This window comes from Sphingobacterium sp. UBA5789, assembly GCF_002418355.1.
GTDB lineage: Bacteria > Bacteroidota > Bacteroidia > Sphingobacteriales > Sphingobacteriaceae > Sphingobacterium.
On record NZ_DIDX01000002.1, the window covers coordinates 138941 to 157198 of the forward strand.

Sequence of the window (18258 nt, forward strand, 5' to 3'; positions counted from 1 at the left end):
CTGCCCCTTCAGAAATGTAGGGGCTAAATAAAATGAACATGAAGAAATTTTTAATATTGGGTATAACTCTTCTGGTAACATTGGTGTCCTGTAAGAAGGATGTTATCTGGGTGCCGGATGGTTACGGAGCAGATCAGTTTGTCAAGCCGACAACTCCTTATCAGCCAGATCTTTCATTTAAAACGGTTGTTTATCTGCCAAGCTACCGGACTGTTGCTGCTATAGATACCACAGCGTTGGAGAGTTTGACGCACGTGATATACGCGTTTATGCAGCCTAAGTCGGATGGGTCATTGGTTTTGCAGGGAACAAAGGAGAACATGCAGGCTGCAGTGAAATTGGTAAAGCGTCATAATAAGAAAATTGTAATCGCAATGAATGGTGTGGATTCAGTATTTACGACGATTGTTTCCAATCCGCAGTTGCGATCCAAGTTTATTGCAAATATAGTGAGCTTTACGCTTCAGAACCAGTTCGATGGTGTAGATATGGATTGGGAATACCCCAGATCCAATAAGGCGAATGATGTTACATTTGGCATATTTATGCAGGAGCTGGGGGCTGAGCTTCACTCCTGGCATCGTACATTAAGTATGGCTGTGACGGCAGGAATCTTTGCCGGAACTGTCAAAGAAGGAATCAGCAAAGAGGCTATCGATGCCTGTGATTTTGTTAACCTCATGGCCTATGATGGTATCGGAACAGATTCGGCCAATCCCAATCATCATGCAAGCTTTGGTATGGCAGAGCGTGTACTCAATATCTGGATAACAGAAAAAGGACTTCCGGCAAATAAGGCTGTTTTAGGCTTGCCGGCTTATGGAAAAACGGCTGCAAATGCGGCGACTCCATATCGGGATTTACTGGCGATGGGAGCGAATGCAAATGCTGATGAATTTACTAAAGATGGAAAAACCTATTATTACAATGGTGAAAATACCATCAGGCTGAAAACACAGCTGGCCAAACAAAAAGGAAATGGAATTATGTTTTGGGAATGGGGTCAGGATGCTGTAGGAGCACAATCTTTAATAAAAGTGGGTTTTGCTGCTGCAAAGTAAGTATTCACCAACTTAATCGTTTTTAAATGCCGGTAATAAAGTGCCGGCATTTTTTGTTATAAACGCAATTGTATCGTAAACGTGACAAAATAGTGTATTTATTACACTATCCTTCTCTGCGGTAAATAGCAGTCAATCTGATTATTGTGCGTTTTTGTGCGCATTTTCAAAACCTTACTTGCTTGTTCTTGCTTTTTAGAAGAGCTTAAATAAGAATTATTGCCCGGCAAAGTAAGTGTTTCCTCACTTTATTTGTTAATAAATGTTAATTATATCCATATTTCTTGCATACTTTTATCCTGATTTAAAACAAAACAAACATAAACAGGCAAAACTTTTTAAAATCTACTTTTAAAAAACAAGCTAATTTAATCTAAAAAAGTATGAGAAAATTTCTACTATTTTCTGTTGCTCTAGGATTATCCTTACCGTTTTCGGAAGCAAATGCCGGAAATGTAAAAGGTAATGCACTCGTCCGCGAAGCAACTTCGTACATGAGTTCGAATCTACGAATGGAGCAAGGGACGGTTCAAGGGACAGTATCCGGTCCGGATGGACCATTAGCGGGTGTTACTGTCTCTGTGGTGGGAACCACTACTTCTACACAAACGGATGCCAATGGGCAGTTCCGTCTTACAGCTCCTATCGGAGCTAAGATCCGTTTTTCAAGTGTAGGATTTACATCTAAAGATCTGACTGTTACTTCCAACACCTTAAATGTAACCCTGACGAGTGATGAGTCCACACTTGATGAGGTCGTTGTTGTAGGATACGGTACACAGAAAAAGGGGAATCTAACCGGAGCTGTGTCTACTATCAATGTGAAAGAAAACCTGCAGAGTAGGCCTATCGCTGACGTCGGTCGTGCTATACAGGGAACAACTCCCGGACTGAGTGTTACTATACCCAGCGGTGAAGTTGGCTCTGATCCAAGGATCAGAATCCGTGGTGCAATTTCTTCTATGCAGGGAAACAGTAATCCATTAATCTTATTGGATAATGTGGAAATTCCAAGTATTCAGTATGTCAATCCGGAAGATATCGAATCCATCTCTGTACTGAAAGATGCTGCTGCATCTTCTATTTATGGAGCAAAAGCTGCTTTTGGTGTTATTCTCATTACGAGTAAGACTGGTGGCACGCAGGAAAAAATCAACATTAACTACTCTAACAACTTTTCTTTCCAAAACCCTTTCAAAAAATATGAAATGGGACGCGTCAATGCATTGAAATATACAATGGATGCATTGGACCGTATCGGAGCGGTAGAAACGGGAGCGTTTTATAAAGTAAACCGCGAGAGCTATGAAAAAGCAGTAGAATGGGATAAAAAATACGGATCCACTATTGGTGCTAATGATCCGACGGTATATGGTCGTGACTGGTATGTAAACCCGGGAGATCCGACTAAGAAGTATGGTGTACGTACCTACGATCCATATGATTATATGATCCGTGAATGGGCGCCTACACAGACACATAACTTGTCACTGAATGGTAATCTGAATAAAACTAAGTATACCATGTCTTTTGGTTCACTGAATCAAAGTGGTATGTTGAAACCTGGCGATTCGGATAAATTCAAAAGATACAATGCAGCTTTACGTGTGAGTTCGGAGTTGAATAAATACCTGACTGTACGTGGAGGTGCCATGTTTGCGCAACGGAATAAGACGTATCCGTATGCAACCAACTCTACCACAGCCGATCCATGGTTGTACATGTACAGATGGAGTTCTTTATATCCGATGGGGAATGACGAAAACGGAAATCCGATTCGCAGCCCATGGAGCGAAAACTCCATTGCAAATGATGCCAGCATGTTGCGCAATTATATCAACTTAAATGCAGGTGCAACGGTCAATATCATGAAAAACTGGAAAGTAGATATTGACTATACTTTCACAAATGAAGACTACAGCTGGAGAAGAAACGGAACCCGTTATACAGCAGCCAATTCATGGGTTGCTGCAAAGCAAAGATTTGATAAAGACGGTAAGCCTGTATATGTAAATAGTGACGGACAGACTGTTGCTGCTACAGATCCGGGAGCGATATTGGCATATGATCTTTCAAAAGATACGTATACTGCTAACGGATCTGCTCAGGATCATATCTACATGCGTTCAGAAAATGAGCGCAGACATACAGTGAATGCATTCACCACCTATCAGCTGAATCTGAATGATGCACATGATTTCAAATTTATGCTGGGACTTAACAGGGTGACTACAGATGGACAATACCACTGGACGCAACGTGCGGACCTGATCGATATCACTAATCCTCAGTTTGACCTGGCCGTGGGACAAGTTACCGGTAGCGGAGGTGAATCATGGGATTCTCAACTGGGATATTTCGGACGTATCAATTATGCCTTTAAAAACAAATATCTGGTAGAAGCGAATCTGCGTTATGATGGTTCTTCTAAATTTCCAACGGATTTGAAATGGAGATGGTTTCCATCCTTTTCTGCAGGTTGGGTAGCTTCAGAAGAAAGTTTTATGGAATGGGCTAAGCCTACATTAAGTAATCTGAAATTCAGAGGATCCTGGGGTATTATCGGAAATCAGGCTGTTCCTTCCGATCTGTATATCGCAAATATGACTGCAGGACAGACAGGTTGGATTGCGAATGGTGCGTTGACCAATTCGGTGGGAACGCCTAAGTTGAATGTACCTTCAGTAACATGGGAAGATCTGGAGACATTGGATTTTGGTGTGGATGCCCGTTTCTTCCAAAACAAACTGGGTTTAACATTTGACTGGTATCAGAAGAAAACAAATAACATGTTTGCTCCTATGGAGGGAACGACCTGGACTTTGGGTGCTGCCGCTCCATTCGGAAACTACGGTACATTGACAACGAAAGGTTTCGAGTTGGCTATTGATTTCAACCACCGTTTCGAAAATGGATTGGGGATCAATTTAAGAGCTAATATCGATGATGCGAAGTCAGTATTTAGCGGATACACTTCACAAAGAGGTACTGGATTAAATTATGATGGTCGTGTATACGGAGATATCTGGGGATATGAGACAGATCGTCTGTATCAGTATGATGACTTTGTGTTAGATGGCAACGGAAAACCTCAACTGGTTAGCCTGACTCCTGAGATGTCTAAATACAATACCAGCGGTGGTGGTAAAGCATACTTGCTGAAAGACGGACCAAATGGAGAAAAGGCAGTTTATCAGCCGAGATTCCAGAATTCAACCAATTTTTACTTCGGCCCGGGGGATGTCAAATTTAAAGACTTAAATGGCGACGGTGAGATTGATAACGGAAACGGAACAGTAGAAAATCCGGGTGATATGCGTATTATCGGAAACTCTACCCCACGTTATCAGTATGGATTCAGAATAGGTGCAGACTATAAAGGATTTGACCTTTCTGCATTCTTCCAGGGAGTAGGACAGCGTAGTGTATGGGGAGTTGGATTCCTGGCTATTCCTGGTTTTAACGTTTCTGACGGAGCTATGCCGGCATCTTTTGTCAATGATTACTGGACTCCGGACAATCAGGATGCATTTTATCCTGCAGCATTTAACAATGCAGGAACATTAAATGTAAATAATATGCAGGTTCAATCGCGCTATTTGCTGGATATGTCTTATTTAAGAGTGAAAAACCTGACATTGGGTTATACCATTCCTAGAAATGTACTGGAGCGTGTTAAGATCAATAATTTAAGAGTATATGTTTCTCTGGAAAACTTCTTTACATGGGATAAATTGAACGGATTGCCTATCGATCCGGAAGAAGTGGAAGGAGAATCTATCTTTAATCCGACAAGCAGCAGAAGTCAAATCTCATTCGATGCCAATAGTTATAACGGAGGAAGAACAGGTGTCGGTACTCCAAGCTTTAAAAGTGCATCTTTTGGTATTCAGTTGAATTTTTAATGTGTCAAAAATGAAAATAAGTAAAAAAATCATATATACAGTGCTTGCTACTACAGTTGGTTTAGCAAGCTGTAATAAAGATGTTCTGGATAGACCCGAGAAAACAAAAGTTATAGATAAAGATTTTTGGAGAAATCAGGGAGATGTAAAATTATACGCCAATGATTTTTATACCAATTACTTTGTTGGTTACAACTCCGGATTTGGAACGGCATATGCGCCCATGACCGGTTATACAATGGCAGATGATTTCACTTCAGAAGGAACACAGACCGGGTTTGAGGCGACTGTTCCGGCTACCAGAGGTTCTACATCTGAAGTTCCTGCGATTCTCTCTCAGCAATATGGCGGAGGTCCTAACTGGAATTTTGCATGGGTTCGTAAATCCAATGTCATGATCAACAGACTGGATAATCAGGCTAAAGCAAATCTTTCTCAGGAAGAGTATAATCACTGGATGGCTGTGGCCAGATTTTTCAGAGGTTTTGAATATTCCAGATTAACCAGTGTCTTCGGAGATGTCCCATACTATGACGCTCCGGTAGATCCTACAGATCAGGCGTCTATGTACAAAGAACGTACGCCGAGAGGAGAAGTAATGGATCGTGTGTACGATGACTTTAAATACGTGCTGGCTAATATGCGTCTGGACGATGGAGCACAGTATGTAAACCGTTATGCGGCGGCAGCTCTTATTTCTAACATGATGTTATTTGAAGGATCATGGCAGCATTATCACGGTCTGGACGCAACAAGAGCTAAAAAATATCTGGAATTAGCTGTTGAAGCAGCTCAATTTGTAATGGATAGCGGAAAATGGCGTTTTAATAATGATTTCAAAAGTCTATTTGCATCAGATAATCTGGCGACTAATACAGAAGTCATATTCTACAGATCATACGATGATGTGTTGAAAGTAACACATGCTGTATCTTCTTACAGCAATGGTACGGAAGGGCAGCCTCGTGGCGCTAATCTGGATCTGTTGAAAGCATTTATCTGTAACGATGGTCAGACATGGCAAAATTCTACAGTTGTAAATGCAAAGGATTTTACGCTGAAAAATCTGGCAAGAACCAGAGATCCGCGTTTCGAGGCCACATTTATGGATACGGTGAATACAGCATCTTCCACTATGGCTTATGCGCACAAGTTTGCAGGAAGAGATGCATTGACATATATCGGTAAGACCTATCCGGCTAAATGGGGTAGTAACACAAACGTGAGTGATGCGCCTGTTGTACGCCTTGGAGAAGTGGTTTTAAACTGGATTGAAGCAAAGCAGATCTTAGCAGAAAACTTTGGTGGTCCGGCAGTAAGTCAGGCAGACCTGGATAAGTCGATCAATGCAATCCGTAATCGTCCGCTGGATACAGACGCCACAAATAAAGGAGTGAAGAAAACAGCACCTTTATCTCTTGCAAATTTACCAAATGATCCTGCACGTGAAGGCGATATTTCCCAATTGATGTGGGAAATCCGTAGAGAAAGACGTATGGAGTTTGTTTATGAATACGCACGTATCAATGATATCAGACGTTGGAAAAAACTAAACTATATGAATTTTGTAAAAGAAGATTACAGTTTAGGGCCATGGGTAAATGTGAAAAAAGATCTGCCAAACCGATTGACGGCAACGTATAGAAATGTACTGAAAGTAAAAAATGCAAGCGGTCAGATTATTACATATGATGGTAATAATGCAGATGCGCTGGTAGGATACTATGTGGTTGCGAGATTTGCAAATCGTGTTGCCTTTACAGATAGAGCCTATTTAGCACCTGTGGGCTTAAATCAGATACAACAATATACAGAGTTAGGCTATACGCTGACTCAGACACCAGGATGGTAATTATTTAAACAATTATAAATATACAACACCGGGAGAACCAAATCTCCTGGTGTTTTCTACTGCTTATGAAAAAACTATTTACATTATCACTTATCACTGTGGTACTGATGCAGAATGCCTGTACTTCAGCATCAAAACAAGCCGCTGTAAGAAATGATTCTGTTGCACAGACCATTGTTGCTTCATCTCCTCTTCCGGGAGCTGACCAGCTATCTGCATATTTACCTTTGTTGAAAGGTAAGAAAGTAGGTTTAATGGGCAACCAGACCTCTATTGTCGGAAAAGATAAGGAACATCTTGTCGATGTACTGTTAAGAGAGAAAGTAAATTTGAAGTTTGGATTTGCTCCGGAGCATGGTTTTCGCGGAAATGTGGAGCGTGGTGAAAAAGTAAGCAATGATGTAGATCAGAAAACCGGTCTTCCATTGTATACCTTATACGGAGGTAATGAAAAGCAGGACTCTATTGTAAAGTCAGTAGATGTTATGATATTTGACCTGCAGGATGTGGGAGCCCGGTTTTATACGTATATCACCTCTTTACATCGTGTAATGGAGTTGTGTGCCAAACATAACAAAGAGCTCATCGTACTGGACAGACCTAATCCCAACGGTGATCAGGTAGATGGTCCGGTCAGAAAAGATGATAAATTCAAATCGAATGTTTCTTTTCATAAGATTGCTATGATTCACGGGCTGACAGTGGGTGAACTGGCACATATGATCAATGGAGAAAAATGGCTGGAAAAAGGAAAACAATGTAAGGTAACAGTTATTCCGGTTAAGAATTATGATCACAAAACGATGTATGATCTGCCCGTTATTCCATCCCCAAGTCTTCCGAATCATCTTTCCGTACGCCTGTATACTTCTCTATGTCTGTTTGAAGGGACTGATATTTCCGTGGGGCGAGGTACAGACTGGCCTTTCCAGGTAGTAGGATTTACAGATCCCGTATATGGTCAGTTTACATTTACCCCAAGTGAACGTGCCGGAATGGTAAAACATGTAGAAGGCAAAGGAGCGACTAATTACGGTCTGGATCTTAGAAATCTAAATGCAGATGAGGAGAAGTTTACACTTAAATACATCCTTCACTTCTATGATAAAATGCCGGATAAATCCAAATTCTTTGTACGTGCAGAATTTTTTGATAAACTGGCAGGAACAGATGAATTAAGAAAGCAGATCCTGGCAGGAAAAACAGAACAACAAATCCGTGATTCATGGAAACAGGAGTTGGATGATTATAAAAAGATGCGCAAGCAATATTTGCTCTATCCTGATTTTGAATAAAGCCAAAAAATGAAAAACATGTCTACTAAATCTATAGTTATTGCTCTTTGTCTCCTTGTTGCACAAAGTCTTTCAGCTCAGTCATTCCGATTTGCACATGTGACTGATACGCATGTTGGAGGAGCAACAGGAGCAGAAGACCTGCGCAGAACGGTTCAGGACCTGAATATGCAGCAACAACTGGATTTTGTTATTCTCTCTGGAGATATAACAGAATTCGGGGCAGATGCAGAATTGAAACTGGCTAAGCAAATTCTGGATAGCCTGCAGTTGCCCTGGTATGTAATACCCGGCAATCATGACGGCAACTGGTCCGAAAATGGGGCAAATACATTTCGAACAGTATTTGGAGGAGAGACATTTTTTTTCAGACACAAAGGCTTTATGTTCATGGGGACCAATTCCGGTCCCAATATGCGTATGAGCCCCGGCCAGATTCCAAGAGAAAATCTGGTATGGATGGATTCTGTTTTTAAAGCAAATCCCGATACACAGACACCTCTAATATATATCAATCATTATCCGCAGGACTCCTCGCTGAACAATTGGTTTGAAGCTATAGATCGTGTGAAAAAAAGAAATGTACAACTGGCATTTTGTGGTCACGGACACGCTAATGTAAAGTACAACTGGGAAGGTGTGCCGGGTATAATGGGAAGATCTAATCTTCGTGCAAAGGATAGCATCGGAGGGTACAACATTGTAACTATAGGAGAGGGAAAAGCTGTTTATCAGGTAAAAAAACCGGGGCAACCTCTGGAACCTGCCTGGGCAACTGTGGAATTGAAAGATCATCAGTTTGCTACAGACAACACAGTCTATCCAAGACCTGACTATACAGTCAATACGAAGTATAAAGATAAAGTAAAGGTCAATTGGGTATTCGAAGATTCGGGTGATATAGGGGCTGGTATGAACAGCTATAAAAACCTTATTATTACTGCCAATACATTAGGAGAAATAATTGCCTTAGATATAAATACCGGTAAGAAAGTATGGTCCTTTGCGACAAAAGGCAAAGTCTATTCTACTCCAGCTGTATGGAAAAATATCATTGTTGCAGGGTCTTCTGATCACAGTATTTATGGGATTAATGCCGATAATGGAAAGCTGAAATGGAAAGTAGAAACAGATAAGTCTGTATTGGGGTCTCCATTAGTACACAATGGAATTGCGTATATAGGAGGTTCTGACGGCAAATTCAGAGCTGTTGATATCAGCTCAGGAATTGTAAAATGGACTTTTGAACACGTGAAGGGATATGTTTCAACTTTACCTACTCTGTATAAAGACAAGGTTATCTTCGGATCCTGGGGAAATGGCTTTTATGCCTTGAATACAGCAGATGGTAAATTAGCCTGGGAATGGAATAACGGACATGCTAACCGTATGTTTTCAGCTGCAGCCTGCTACCCTGTCGCTATTCATGATCGTATCTTCGTAGTGGCTCCGGACAGATTTATGACAGCATTGGATGCTTCAGACGGTCATATTATATGGAGAGCTAAAAAAGATCCTTATCGTGTAAGAGAGTCAATGGGCTTGTCAAAAGATGGTCAGCATGTATATGTTAAAACGATGGACGGACAATTGTTGGGTATTTCAAGCCAGGCCGATAGTATGGATATTGTCTGGCAGTCAAAGTTACAATTACCTTATGAACTTACTCCGTCTTCAATTGTTTCGTCGGGACGTTACGTGTTTGTGCCAAGTCAATCAGGGCTGGTTTCAGCCGTCAATGCGAAGTCCGGAGAAATAGAATGGCAATATAAAATTTCAAATGGTATGGTTAATCCTATATTAGTAAGCAAAAAAAATAGTATTATTGCAAGTACAATGGACGGTAAAGTTGTTTCGCTGTCATATCAACCTTAATCACTGAAAATATAAAAGATGACATTAACACGTAAACATAAGCAAAAAATCATGCAGATAGCGATGCTGTTTTGTGCTGTTTTGTGTTTTAATCTTGCTAAATCACAAGAAAAATCCTCGATTCGTATTAATCAGGTAGGTTATATACCGCAGACTGTCAAAGTGGCTGTATGGGTTTCAAAAGAGCAATCGGTACCTCAGAAATTTGAATTGATCGATGTGCAGACACAAAAAACAGTCTTTAAAAATAGCACCGGTAAAAATTTCGGAGCTTACGGGCCATTTCTCCACTCACTTCGTTTAGATTTTTCTAATTTCCAAAAAGAGGGTGAATATTATATTAAAGCCGGTAAAACCGTTTCTCCTAAATTTAAGATCAATAAAAATGTCTATAAAGGCACTGCAGATTTTGCTTTGCGATATATGAGACAACAACGTACTCTTTTCAATCCGTTTTTGCAGGATAGCTGCCATACACATGATGGATTCACCATGTATGCCGGAAAGGCCGGAATTCCGGATAGTACGCGGATCGATGCAGGAGGAGGATGGCATGATGCGTCAGACTATCTTCAGTATTCCACAACTTCTGCCAATGCGACTTATCACCTGTTAGCTGCTTACAGGGATTTCCCTCATGTTTTTGAAGACACAAAACAAGCCAACGGACTGGCGGGTAAAAATGGTATTGCAGATGTTCTGGATGAAGCAAAATGGGGACTTGACTGGCTCCTGAAGATGCATCCTCAGCCACATCTGATGTTTAATCAGATCGCTGATGACAGGGATCACACGAATATGCGTATTCCAAAAGAAGATCCGTTTTATGGAAGAGGATATGAGCGCCCGGTTTATTTTATTGACGGGGAGCCACAGCAACGCGGTAAATTTATGAACAATACTACAGGTACAAGTTCTACAGCAGCGAAGTTCTCAAGTGCATTTACATTGGGCAGTACCTTATTTCAGTCCGTTGATCCGGGTTATTCCGGTACCTTACAGGACAAAGCAAAGTCCGCTCTGGATTATGCCTATATAAAACCTGGCGTAACGCAGACCGTTTCTGTCAAATCACCTTATATATATGCGGAAGATAATTGGGTAGATGATATGGAACTGGCTTCTGCTCTGATGTTTTCCAAAACAGGTGATCAGACATATGCAAAAAAAGCGTTGGATTTCGCAGAGCAGGAAAAAGTAACACCATGGATGAGCAGAGATACTGCAAGTCATTATCAATATTATCCTTTTATCAATCTTGGGCACTATGAATTAGCTAAATCGTTAAAAGGAGGTGAACAGAAGCAAGTAACTGCATTCTATAAAGAAGGTATAGATCAAGTGTGGTCACGGGCAAAAGAAAATGCCTTCTATCGCGGAGTACCTTTTATCTGGTGCAGTAATAATCTTACCGTTTCATTCGCTATACAATGCAGATGGTATCGTGAAATCAGTGGTGATTCTTCTTATGCCACTTTAGAGCAGGCCAATATCGATTGGTTATTTGGTGTCAATCCATGGGGTACAAGTATGGTGTACGGACTTCCGGCTGATGGGGATACGCCTGTGGACCCCCACTCTGCATTTACAAAGATTGGAAACTATCCTATCGATGGAGGACTGGTAGATGGCCCGGTATATTCTTCTATATTCAATAATCTGATCGGCATTAAACTGAATGAGGAAGATGAATATGCTGAATTCCAGAGCGAACTGGCGGTTTACCATGATGATTATGGTGATTACAGTACAAATGAGCCGACTATGGATGGCACGGCTTCACTGGTGTATTTGTTAGCAGCTCAGGAAGAGGGTGCCCATCATGTGGTAAAAGATAATTATGGTGCGATAATAAAAGGTGATCCCACTAAAAAGAATATTTCCTTAGTCTTTACAGCAGATGAATTCTATGATGGAGCGACTTCTATTCTGGAAACATTGAAAAAGGAAAAAGTTCAAGGATCTTTCTTTGTTACCGGCAGGTTTCTGGATAATCCGAATACCGCTGATTACACAAAGGAGATAGTGAAAAGAGGACATTATCTCGCTCCTCATTCTGATCAGCATTTGTTGTACTGTGATTGGGAAGACCGTGAACATACACGGGTTTCAAAAGCAGAATTTTCGCAGGATCTGAATAATAATTTTCAGAAAATGAAAAAATATGGAGTAGAGAGAGATGTTGCGAGATATTTCTTACCTTCATACGAGTGGTATAATACAGATATTGTTTCATGGGCTGAACAAGAAGGAGTCCAGGTTGTAAATTTTACGCCAGGGTTAAGAACGGCTGCAGATTACACATATCCGGAAATGGGTAGCCGTTATCTGGATTCAGAAACTATTTATAATCAATTGATTGAAAAGGAACAAAAAGAAGGATTAAACGGATACATTATATTAGTACATTTGGGGACGGATCCAAAGCGAAAAGATAAATTTTATACTTTACTCCCTCGCCTGATTAAAGATTTAAGAAAAAAAGATTACCATTTTAAAGTGATAAACGACATGCTGTAATATAGCGCAGCATATACAAGTGATTAAGACAATGATAAAGATGATTAACACCACAGAGAAAGAATCCAACTATCAGGACCTGGACAAAATGTCTGTACACGAATTGTTAACCAACATAAATGCAGAGGATAAAACAGTCCCTTTAGCTGTAGAACGAGCAATTCCTCAGATTGAAAGGCTAGTAACAGCGACTGTAGAGAAAATGAAGACCGGAGGACGTCTTTTCTATATCGGAGCAGGGACAAGCGGTCGCCTTGGTATCCTGGATGCATCCGAATGCCCTCCTACATTTGGAGTTCCCTTTGACTGGATTATCGGATTGATCGCCGGAGGTGATACCGCAATACGTAAAGCTGTAGAATTTGCAGAAGATGATATCGAGCAGGCATGGAAAGACCTTGAAGAATATGGTGTAAATGAAAAGGATGTGGTGATCGGTATCGCAGCATCCGGAACTACTCCCTATGTCATCGGTGGATTGACCACAGCCAATGAAAAAGGATTAATCACAGGATGTATTGTTTGTAATGGCGGCTCTCCTATCGCTGCAGTAGCTCAATTACCTGTGGAAGTGATCGTAGGCCCTGAGTTTGTAACAGGATCTACCCGCATGAAAGCCGGTACTGCACAAAAGCTGGTCCTTAATATGTTAAGTACTTCTATCATGATTCGTTTGGGACGTGTCAAAGGGAATAAAATGGTAGATATGCAGTTGTCCAATCATAAACTGGTAGCCAGAGGTGTTCGTATTATTATGGATGAAACTGGTGCTGATGAATTAACTGCATCAGAATTACTGGAAGAATTTGGAAATGTCCGAAAGGCAATTGAGAATTATGTAAGTAAAGGATAACTAACGCTAAAACAATCAAACTAAACACATGTCACCTTTTATATTATTAACCTTTTTATTGGTTTATTTCGGACTTTTGCTCGGAGTAGCCTATTTTACATCCAGAAAATCATCTGACAACTCTACATTTTTTGTTGCCAACCGTAATTCCAAATGGTATATGGTTGCTTTTGGAATGATAGGTACAGCGCTGTCAGGAGTTACATTTATTTCTGTTCCTGGTGCAGTAGGACATACCAACTTCAGCTACTTTCAGTTTGTGCTGGGTAATGCTGTCGGGTTTGTGATGATCGCTTATGTGTTATTACCACTCTATTACCGCATGAATCTGACTTCTATTTACACCTATTTAGAAGAACGATTCGGGCATAAAAGCTATAAAAGCGGGGCGATGATATTTTTGATATCCAGAACGATAGGGTCTGCATTCCGACTTTACTTAGTTGCCATCATCCTGCAGAAATTTATATTTGATTCTCTTCAGGTTCCTTTTGCAGTAACGATTGCGATCTGCCTGATACTGATCTGGATGTATACAAATAAGGGTGGTCTTAAGACTATTATTATCACCGATACGTTGCAGACATTCTTTTTGCTACTGGCAGTTGTACTATCCATCTATTTCATGGCGGACGGTCTTGGAATTTCAGTAGTTGAAGCATTTGAAAAAGTAAAAAACAGTTCATACTCTTCTATATTCGTTTGGGAGGATCTGTTAGGAGATAAGAATCACTTCCTGAAGAATTTTATCGGAGGTATATTTGTTACCATCGCTATGACAGGACTGGATCAGGATCTTATGCAGAAGAATTTAAGTATGAGTACGATTGGTGAAGCACAGAAAAATATGTTGACATTTACCAGCATATTTGTTGTTATCAATCTGTTTTTTCTGGCAGTAGGAGCCTTATTGTATATCTATGCTGCAGAGAATAATATTGATGTTTCTGCTTTGCGCACTCCGGATTATTTATATCCTGAGATTGCATTGAATTATCTTTCCCTTGCTCCGGGTATTATCTTTATGATGGGACTTACTGCAGCTACATTTGCGACGACAGATTCAGCCCTGACGGCTCTGACAACATCTTTTTGTGTAGATTTCCTTAACTTTAATAAAAAGGCTAATCCGAACGATCCGGCATTAGTACGTCAGCGCAATTGGGTACATGTGGGCTTCTCCGTACTGATGCTTGTTGTAATTTTGATTTTCAGAATCCTCAATGATGATTCTGTTGTTACAGCAATCTTCGTAGCTGCAAGTTATACATATGGTCCGCTGTTGGGATTATTTGCTTTAGGGATTTTGACCAGATATCGTGTCAATGACAATCTGGTGCCATTTATCTGTGTACTTTCTCCGGTTATATTATTCTTGATCAATTACTTTCTGATTGTGCCACATACGACATATAGAATCGGTTACGAATTGATTGTATATAACGGATTTTTAACGGCCCTGATGCTGATCATCACATCTCCGGGTAAACAGCATGCCGATACAAAAGCACTCTAAATCTACCTAAGAATACGATTTGATATTTGTGCGTGCAAAAAAAATGCATTAAGTTTGAATTTAAACTTTTTTTTGCACGCATGTATCAATCTATAGAAGAAACCGTATCCTTTATCAAAAAGCGAATAGGAGACTTTGTCCCTGAATTCGGTATTATCCTGGGAACAGGGTTGGGAAAATTGGTCGATGAAATCGACGTCGAATTCCAGCTTATGTACTCAAATATCCCTAACTTTCCAATTTCCACCGTAGAGTTTCATTCCGGAAAACTGATCTTTGGAACTTTAAATGGCCGCAGAGTTGTCGCTATGCAGGGAAGACTTCATTACTATGAAGGATATAGTATGCGTGAAATTACTTTTCCGGTTCGCGTTATGAAGGTATTAGGCATACAAAAGCTATTTGTATCCAATGCTTCAGGCTCACTCAATCCGGAGATCAAAAAAGGAGATTTAGGAATTATAGATGATCATATCGACTTGTTGCCGGATAACCCTTTACGTGGAGGAAATGAAAATATATTCGGACCGCGTTTTCCGGATATGAGCAGACCTTATGATCCGACAATGATCAAACAGGCTATGGATATAGCTCACCGGTTAGATTTGAAAGCGCATAAAGTGGTTTATGTATCTACTCCGGGACCTAATCTTGAAACCCGGGCAGAATATCGATATATGCGTATTATTGGCGGAGATATTGTCGGTATGAGTACCGTCCCGGAAGTTATTGTTGCAAATCATATGGGATTACCTGTGTTCGCTATTTCAGTTGTGACTGACGAAGGATTTCATGAGGAACTTAAACCTGTTTCACTTCAGGAGATTGTAGATGTAGCTGCCAGATCTGAACCCAAAATGACGGCAATTATGAAAGAATTAATTGCACTACAATAATTTTGTTTTTTAGCGTTATTTTTGAAGCAGGAAACAACAAAATAAATTTCGAAAGATTGTAGATGAGAATTTTACTCCGCGTTTTAGCATTAATATGCTGTGTCAGTTTGGGACTTGGGCAAGCGCACGCTCAAGAAGGGGAAGAGTGGAGTACTGCTCTGGACTCTGCACGAGCAAAAGAGGATAACAAAAAGGATTCGGTAGAATTTACGGCAAGATATGTCCGTTATGCCACATTAGACATGCTGAAACAGGCGACTTATACCGTACAGATTGATACCTCACATCGCAATTTTCAGTACTTTAATAAGCAAAATTTACCGTGGAACCCAAGTATAAATCTGGGATCCTATGGACTGGCAAGCCGTGACCTCCTTTTCAATCCGAATAAGACGATTGGATTTCAGAGTGGATTTCATGCTATGGAGCGCTATTTACTGCGACCGGACTCTATACAGTATTACAGAGCACGAGCCCGATATTCGGAACTGTATGCCGTCGGATTTTTCTTTGATGATCAGGTTTTTAAAGCCAAAATTGCACAAAATATTACACCGCATTGGAATATAGGAGCGGAATATCATGCAACCAATACGGATGGATATTATAAGAATCAGAATTACAGTGATCGTAAAGCGGCTGTCTTCTCCTGGTACGAATCATCCAACCTACGGTACAATATGCTTGTCAATGCGGTCTTCAATTCCTTAGATGCTACGGAGAATGGTTCGGTAGTGAATAATAATATCTTTCAGGATACGACAGGGCAGGCCAAATATACTTATGAAACAAAGCTAAGCGGGCAAACAGCAAACCGACCTTACAATAAATGGAAAGATAATTCATTTTTTCTTCGTCAGTCTTATTACATAGGCCGGTTAGATACGATCAATGCAGGGACACCCGAAATGGAGATACATCCGACCAATGCTGTTTCTCACAACTCATCTATCCGCATGCAGAAATTTCTGTTTTTTAAGAACGAAGCCGATTCATATGATGCTTTCCCGGTAGGAGGAAGTGTTCTTACACGAGATACGACCTCTATTACTAATATATCCAATGAATTTACGTATACATTCTATTTAAGACCGGGAGGAAAGCTTAAGAATGAAGCCAAGCTGGATCTGGGATTTAAAAATGATCTGATCTGGTATTCGGGCTCAAAAGATACACTTGGCAATGAATTTTTTCAGAACAGCACCGTCTGGGGGACAATAGGGTATAAGTTTAGCGACAGGGTAAATTTTCAAGGAAGAGTTGACCAAATTATACTGGGCCGTAACTTTGGTGATTATCTGTATGAAGCAAAAGCAGATGTACTGTTAAGTGAAAATGCCGGTAAGATCAGTTTGGGCGCCTATAGTCAGAATAAGTCACCGGAGATGATCTTTGACCGTTTAAACTACACCTATCATAAATGGGACAATAGTTTTGATAAAACAAAAACACAGAATCTTTCTTTTGCCTATAAAAATAATAAAATAGGATTTACAGGTAAGGCTGAATACTTTCTGATCAGCAATTATCTTTATTTTAAGGAAGTAGATAATCCCAGCAACAATGCCGAGCTGGCAAGGCAAATAGAACCGGCGCAATTTGGAAATCTGAATTTATTGAGAATATCTGTAGGACAAAACTTTAAGTTTGGTAACTTCCATTTAAACAATTTGGTGGTCTATCAAAAATCTGATGCTGCAGGTATTTTAGCAATTCCTGAAATATACACCTGGCATAGCTTCTATTACAACAATAAATTATACAAGGTTCTGGATTTCAATCTGGGTACAGATGTCAAATTCAATACACCATTCCGTACACCGTCTTATTCGATCAATTCCGGACAGTTTTATAATGATAATGTGGGTATAGAATTTTCTACATATCCGATTGTTGATGTATGGGCTACAGCCAATATAAAAAGAGTGAACTTATTTATCAGCTATAATTTTATCAATCAATTCATTTATCCAAAAGGATATTATACTGTGAGAAGATATCCGATGAACGAAGCGAATCTTCGGTTTGGTGTGAGTTGGAAATTCTATGATTAATCAGAAGAATTTATGTGGTTGTTTTTGAGTTAATTGTATTTTAATCAATAAAAATATATTACAAATTGTTTTGTAAATCGAAATAATCGCCTATATTTGCACACGCAATCAGAAAGAACGATTGCATTTTTGAGATAATCAAAAATCCACAGACAGAATAAAATCTGTTAAAAATACAAGGAGAATTAGCTCAGCTGGTTCAGAGCATTCCGATACAAATCGGAATAGTCACTGGTCAGAAAGCAATAGACGGTATAAAATCCGTTAAAAATATAAGGAGAATTAGCTCAGCTGGTTCAGAGCATCTGCCTTACAAGCAGAGGGTCACTGGTTCGAACCCAGTATTCTCCACACTTAATTAAAAGGAGGCTTAGCTCAGCTGGTTCAGAGCATCTGCCTTACAAGCAGAGGGTCACTGGTTCGAACCCAGT

10 protein-coding genes and 1 tRNA gene are annotated in these 18258 nt (G+C 40.2%); all 11 read left to right on the forward strand.

Annotation, left to right across the window (positions count from 1 at the left end; all coding sequences use genetic code 11):
* The first annotated feature begins 38 nt into the window (after nt 1-38).
* The 11 genes from B4B65_RS05920 (at nt 39) to B4B65_RS05970 (ending at nt 18178) form a co-directional block, all read left to right on the forward strand.
* Complete coding sequence (locus tag B4B65_RS05920; RefSeq protein WP_236582317.1) at nt 39-1061, forward strand: glycoside hydrolase family 18 protein; 1023 nt, start codon at nt 39-41, stop codon at nt 1059-1061.
* Nucleotides 1062-1444: 383 nt separating this feature from the next.
* A complete protein-coding gene (locus tag B4B65_RS05925) occupies nt 1445-4966 on the forward strand; it encodes a SusC/RagA family TonB-linked outer membrane protein (RefSeq protein ID WP_293914278.1) in 3522 nt (1173 codons plus the stop codon).
* Nucleotides 4967-4976: 10 nt separating this feature from the next.
* Nucleotides 4977-6818 carry a RagB/SusD family nutrient uptake outer membrane protein gene (locus B4B65_RS05930; RefSeq protein WP_293914280.1) on the forward strand — a complete coding sequence of 614 codons (1842 nt, stop codon included), beginning with the start codon at nt 4977-4979 and terminating at the stop codon, nt 6816-6818.
* 65 nt (nt 6819-6883) lie between these two features.
* Nucleotides 6884-8113: an exo-beta-N-acetylmuramidase NamZ family protein gene (locus B4B65_RS05935; RefSeq protein ID WP_293914282.1), complete on the forward strand. Its 1230-nt coding sequence runs from the start codon at nt 6884-6886 to the stop codon at nt 8111-8113.
* Between the two features lie 18 nt (nt 8114-8131).
* A complete protein-coding gene (locus tag B4B65_RS05940) occupies nt 8132-9988 on the forward strand; it encodes a PQQ-binding-like beta-propeller repeat protein (protein ID WP_293914284.1) in 1857 nt (618 codons plus the stop codon).
* 18 nt (nt 9989-10006) lie between these two features.
* Nucleotides 10007-12508, forward strand: a complete 2502-nt coding sequence (locus B4B65_RS05945) for a glycoside hydrolase family 9 protein (RefSeq protein ID WP_293914286.1) — start codon at nt 10007-10009, stop codon at nt 12506-12508.
* A 31-nt stretch (nt 12509-12539) separates the two neighbouring features.
* Nucleotides 12540-13361: an N-acetylmuramic acid 6-phosphate etherase gene (gene murQ / locus B4B65_RS05950; protein ID WP_201680873.1), complete on the forward strand. Its 822-nt coding sequence runs from the start codon at nt 12540-12542 to the stop codon at nt 13359-13361.
* Between the two features lie 28 nt (nt 13362-13389).
* Nucleotides 13390-14877: a sodium:solute symporter gene (locus B4B65_RS05955; RefSeq protein ID WP_201680872.1), complete on the forward strand. Its 1488-nt coding sequence runs from the start codon at nt 13390-13392 to the stop codon at nt 14875-14877.
* 80 nt (nt 14878-14957) lie between these two features.
* A complete protein-coding gene (locus B4B65_RS05960) occupies nt 14958-15773 on the forward strand; it encodes a purine-nucleoside phosphorylase (protein ID WP_201680871.1) in 816 nt (271 codons plus the stop codon).
* Between the two features lie 62 nt (nt 15774-15835).
* Nucleotides 15836-17827 carry a putative porin gene (locus B4B65_RS05965; protein ID WP_293914291.1) on the forward strand — a complete coding sequence of 664 codons (1992 nt, stop codon included), beginning with the start codon at nt 15836-15838 and terminating at the stop codon, nt 17825-17827.
* Nucleotides 17828-18103: 276 nt separating this feature from the next.
* Nucleotides 18104-18178, forward strand: a tRNA-Val gene (locus B4B65_RS05970).
* Nucleotides 18179-18258 lie beyond the last annotated feature (80 nt).

Coding starts and splice junctions, on each gene's coding strand:
- murQ (WP_201680873.1), top strand. CDS start 12,540: ATGATAAAGATGATTAACACCACAGAGAAAGAATCCAACTATCAGGAC.
- B4B65_RS05940 (WP_293914284.1), top strand. CDS start 8,132: ATGTCTACTAAATCTATAGTTATTGCTCTTTGTCTCCTTGTTGCACAA.
- B4B65_RS05930 (WP_293914280.1), top strand. CDS start 4,977: ATGAAAATAAGTAAAAAAATCATATATACAGTGCTTGCTACTACAGTT.
- B4B65_RS05935 (WP_293914282.1), top strand. CDS start 6,884: ATGAAAAAACTATTTACATTATCACTTATCACTGTGGTACTGATGCAG.
- B4B65_RS05955 (WP_201680872.1), top strand. CDS start 13,390: ATGTCACCTTTTATATTATTAACCTTTTTATTGGTTTATTTCGGACTT.
- B4B65_RS05945 (WP_293914286.1), top strand. CDS start 10,007: ATGACATTAACACGTAAACATAAGCAAAAAATCATGCAGATAGCGATG.
- B4B65_RS05965 (WP_293914291.1), top strand. CDS start 15,836: ATGAGAATTTTACTCCGCGTTTTAGCATTAATATGCTGTGTCAGTTTG.
- B4B65_RS05925 (WP_293914278.1), top strand. CDS start 1,445: ATGAGAAAATTTCTACTATTTTCTGTTGCTCTAGGATTATCCTTACCG.
- B4B65_RS05960 (WP_201680871.1), top strand. CDS start 14,958: ATGTATCAATCTATAGAAGAAACCGTATCCTTTATCAAAAAGCGAATA.
- B4B65_RS05920 (WP_236582317.1), top strand. CDS start 39: ATGAAGAAATTTTTAATATTGGGTATAACTCTTCTGGTAACATTGGTG.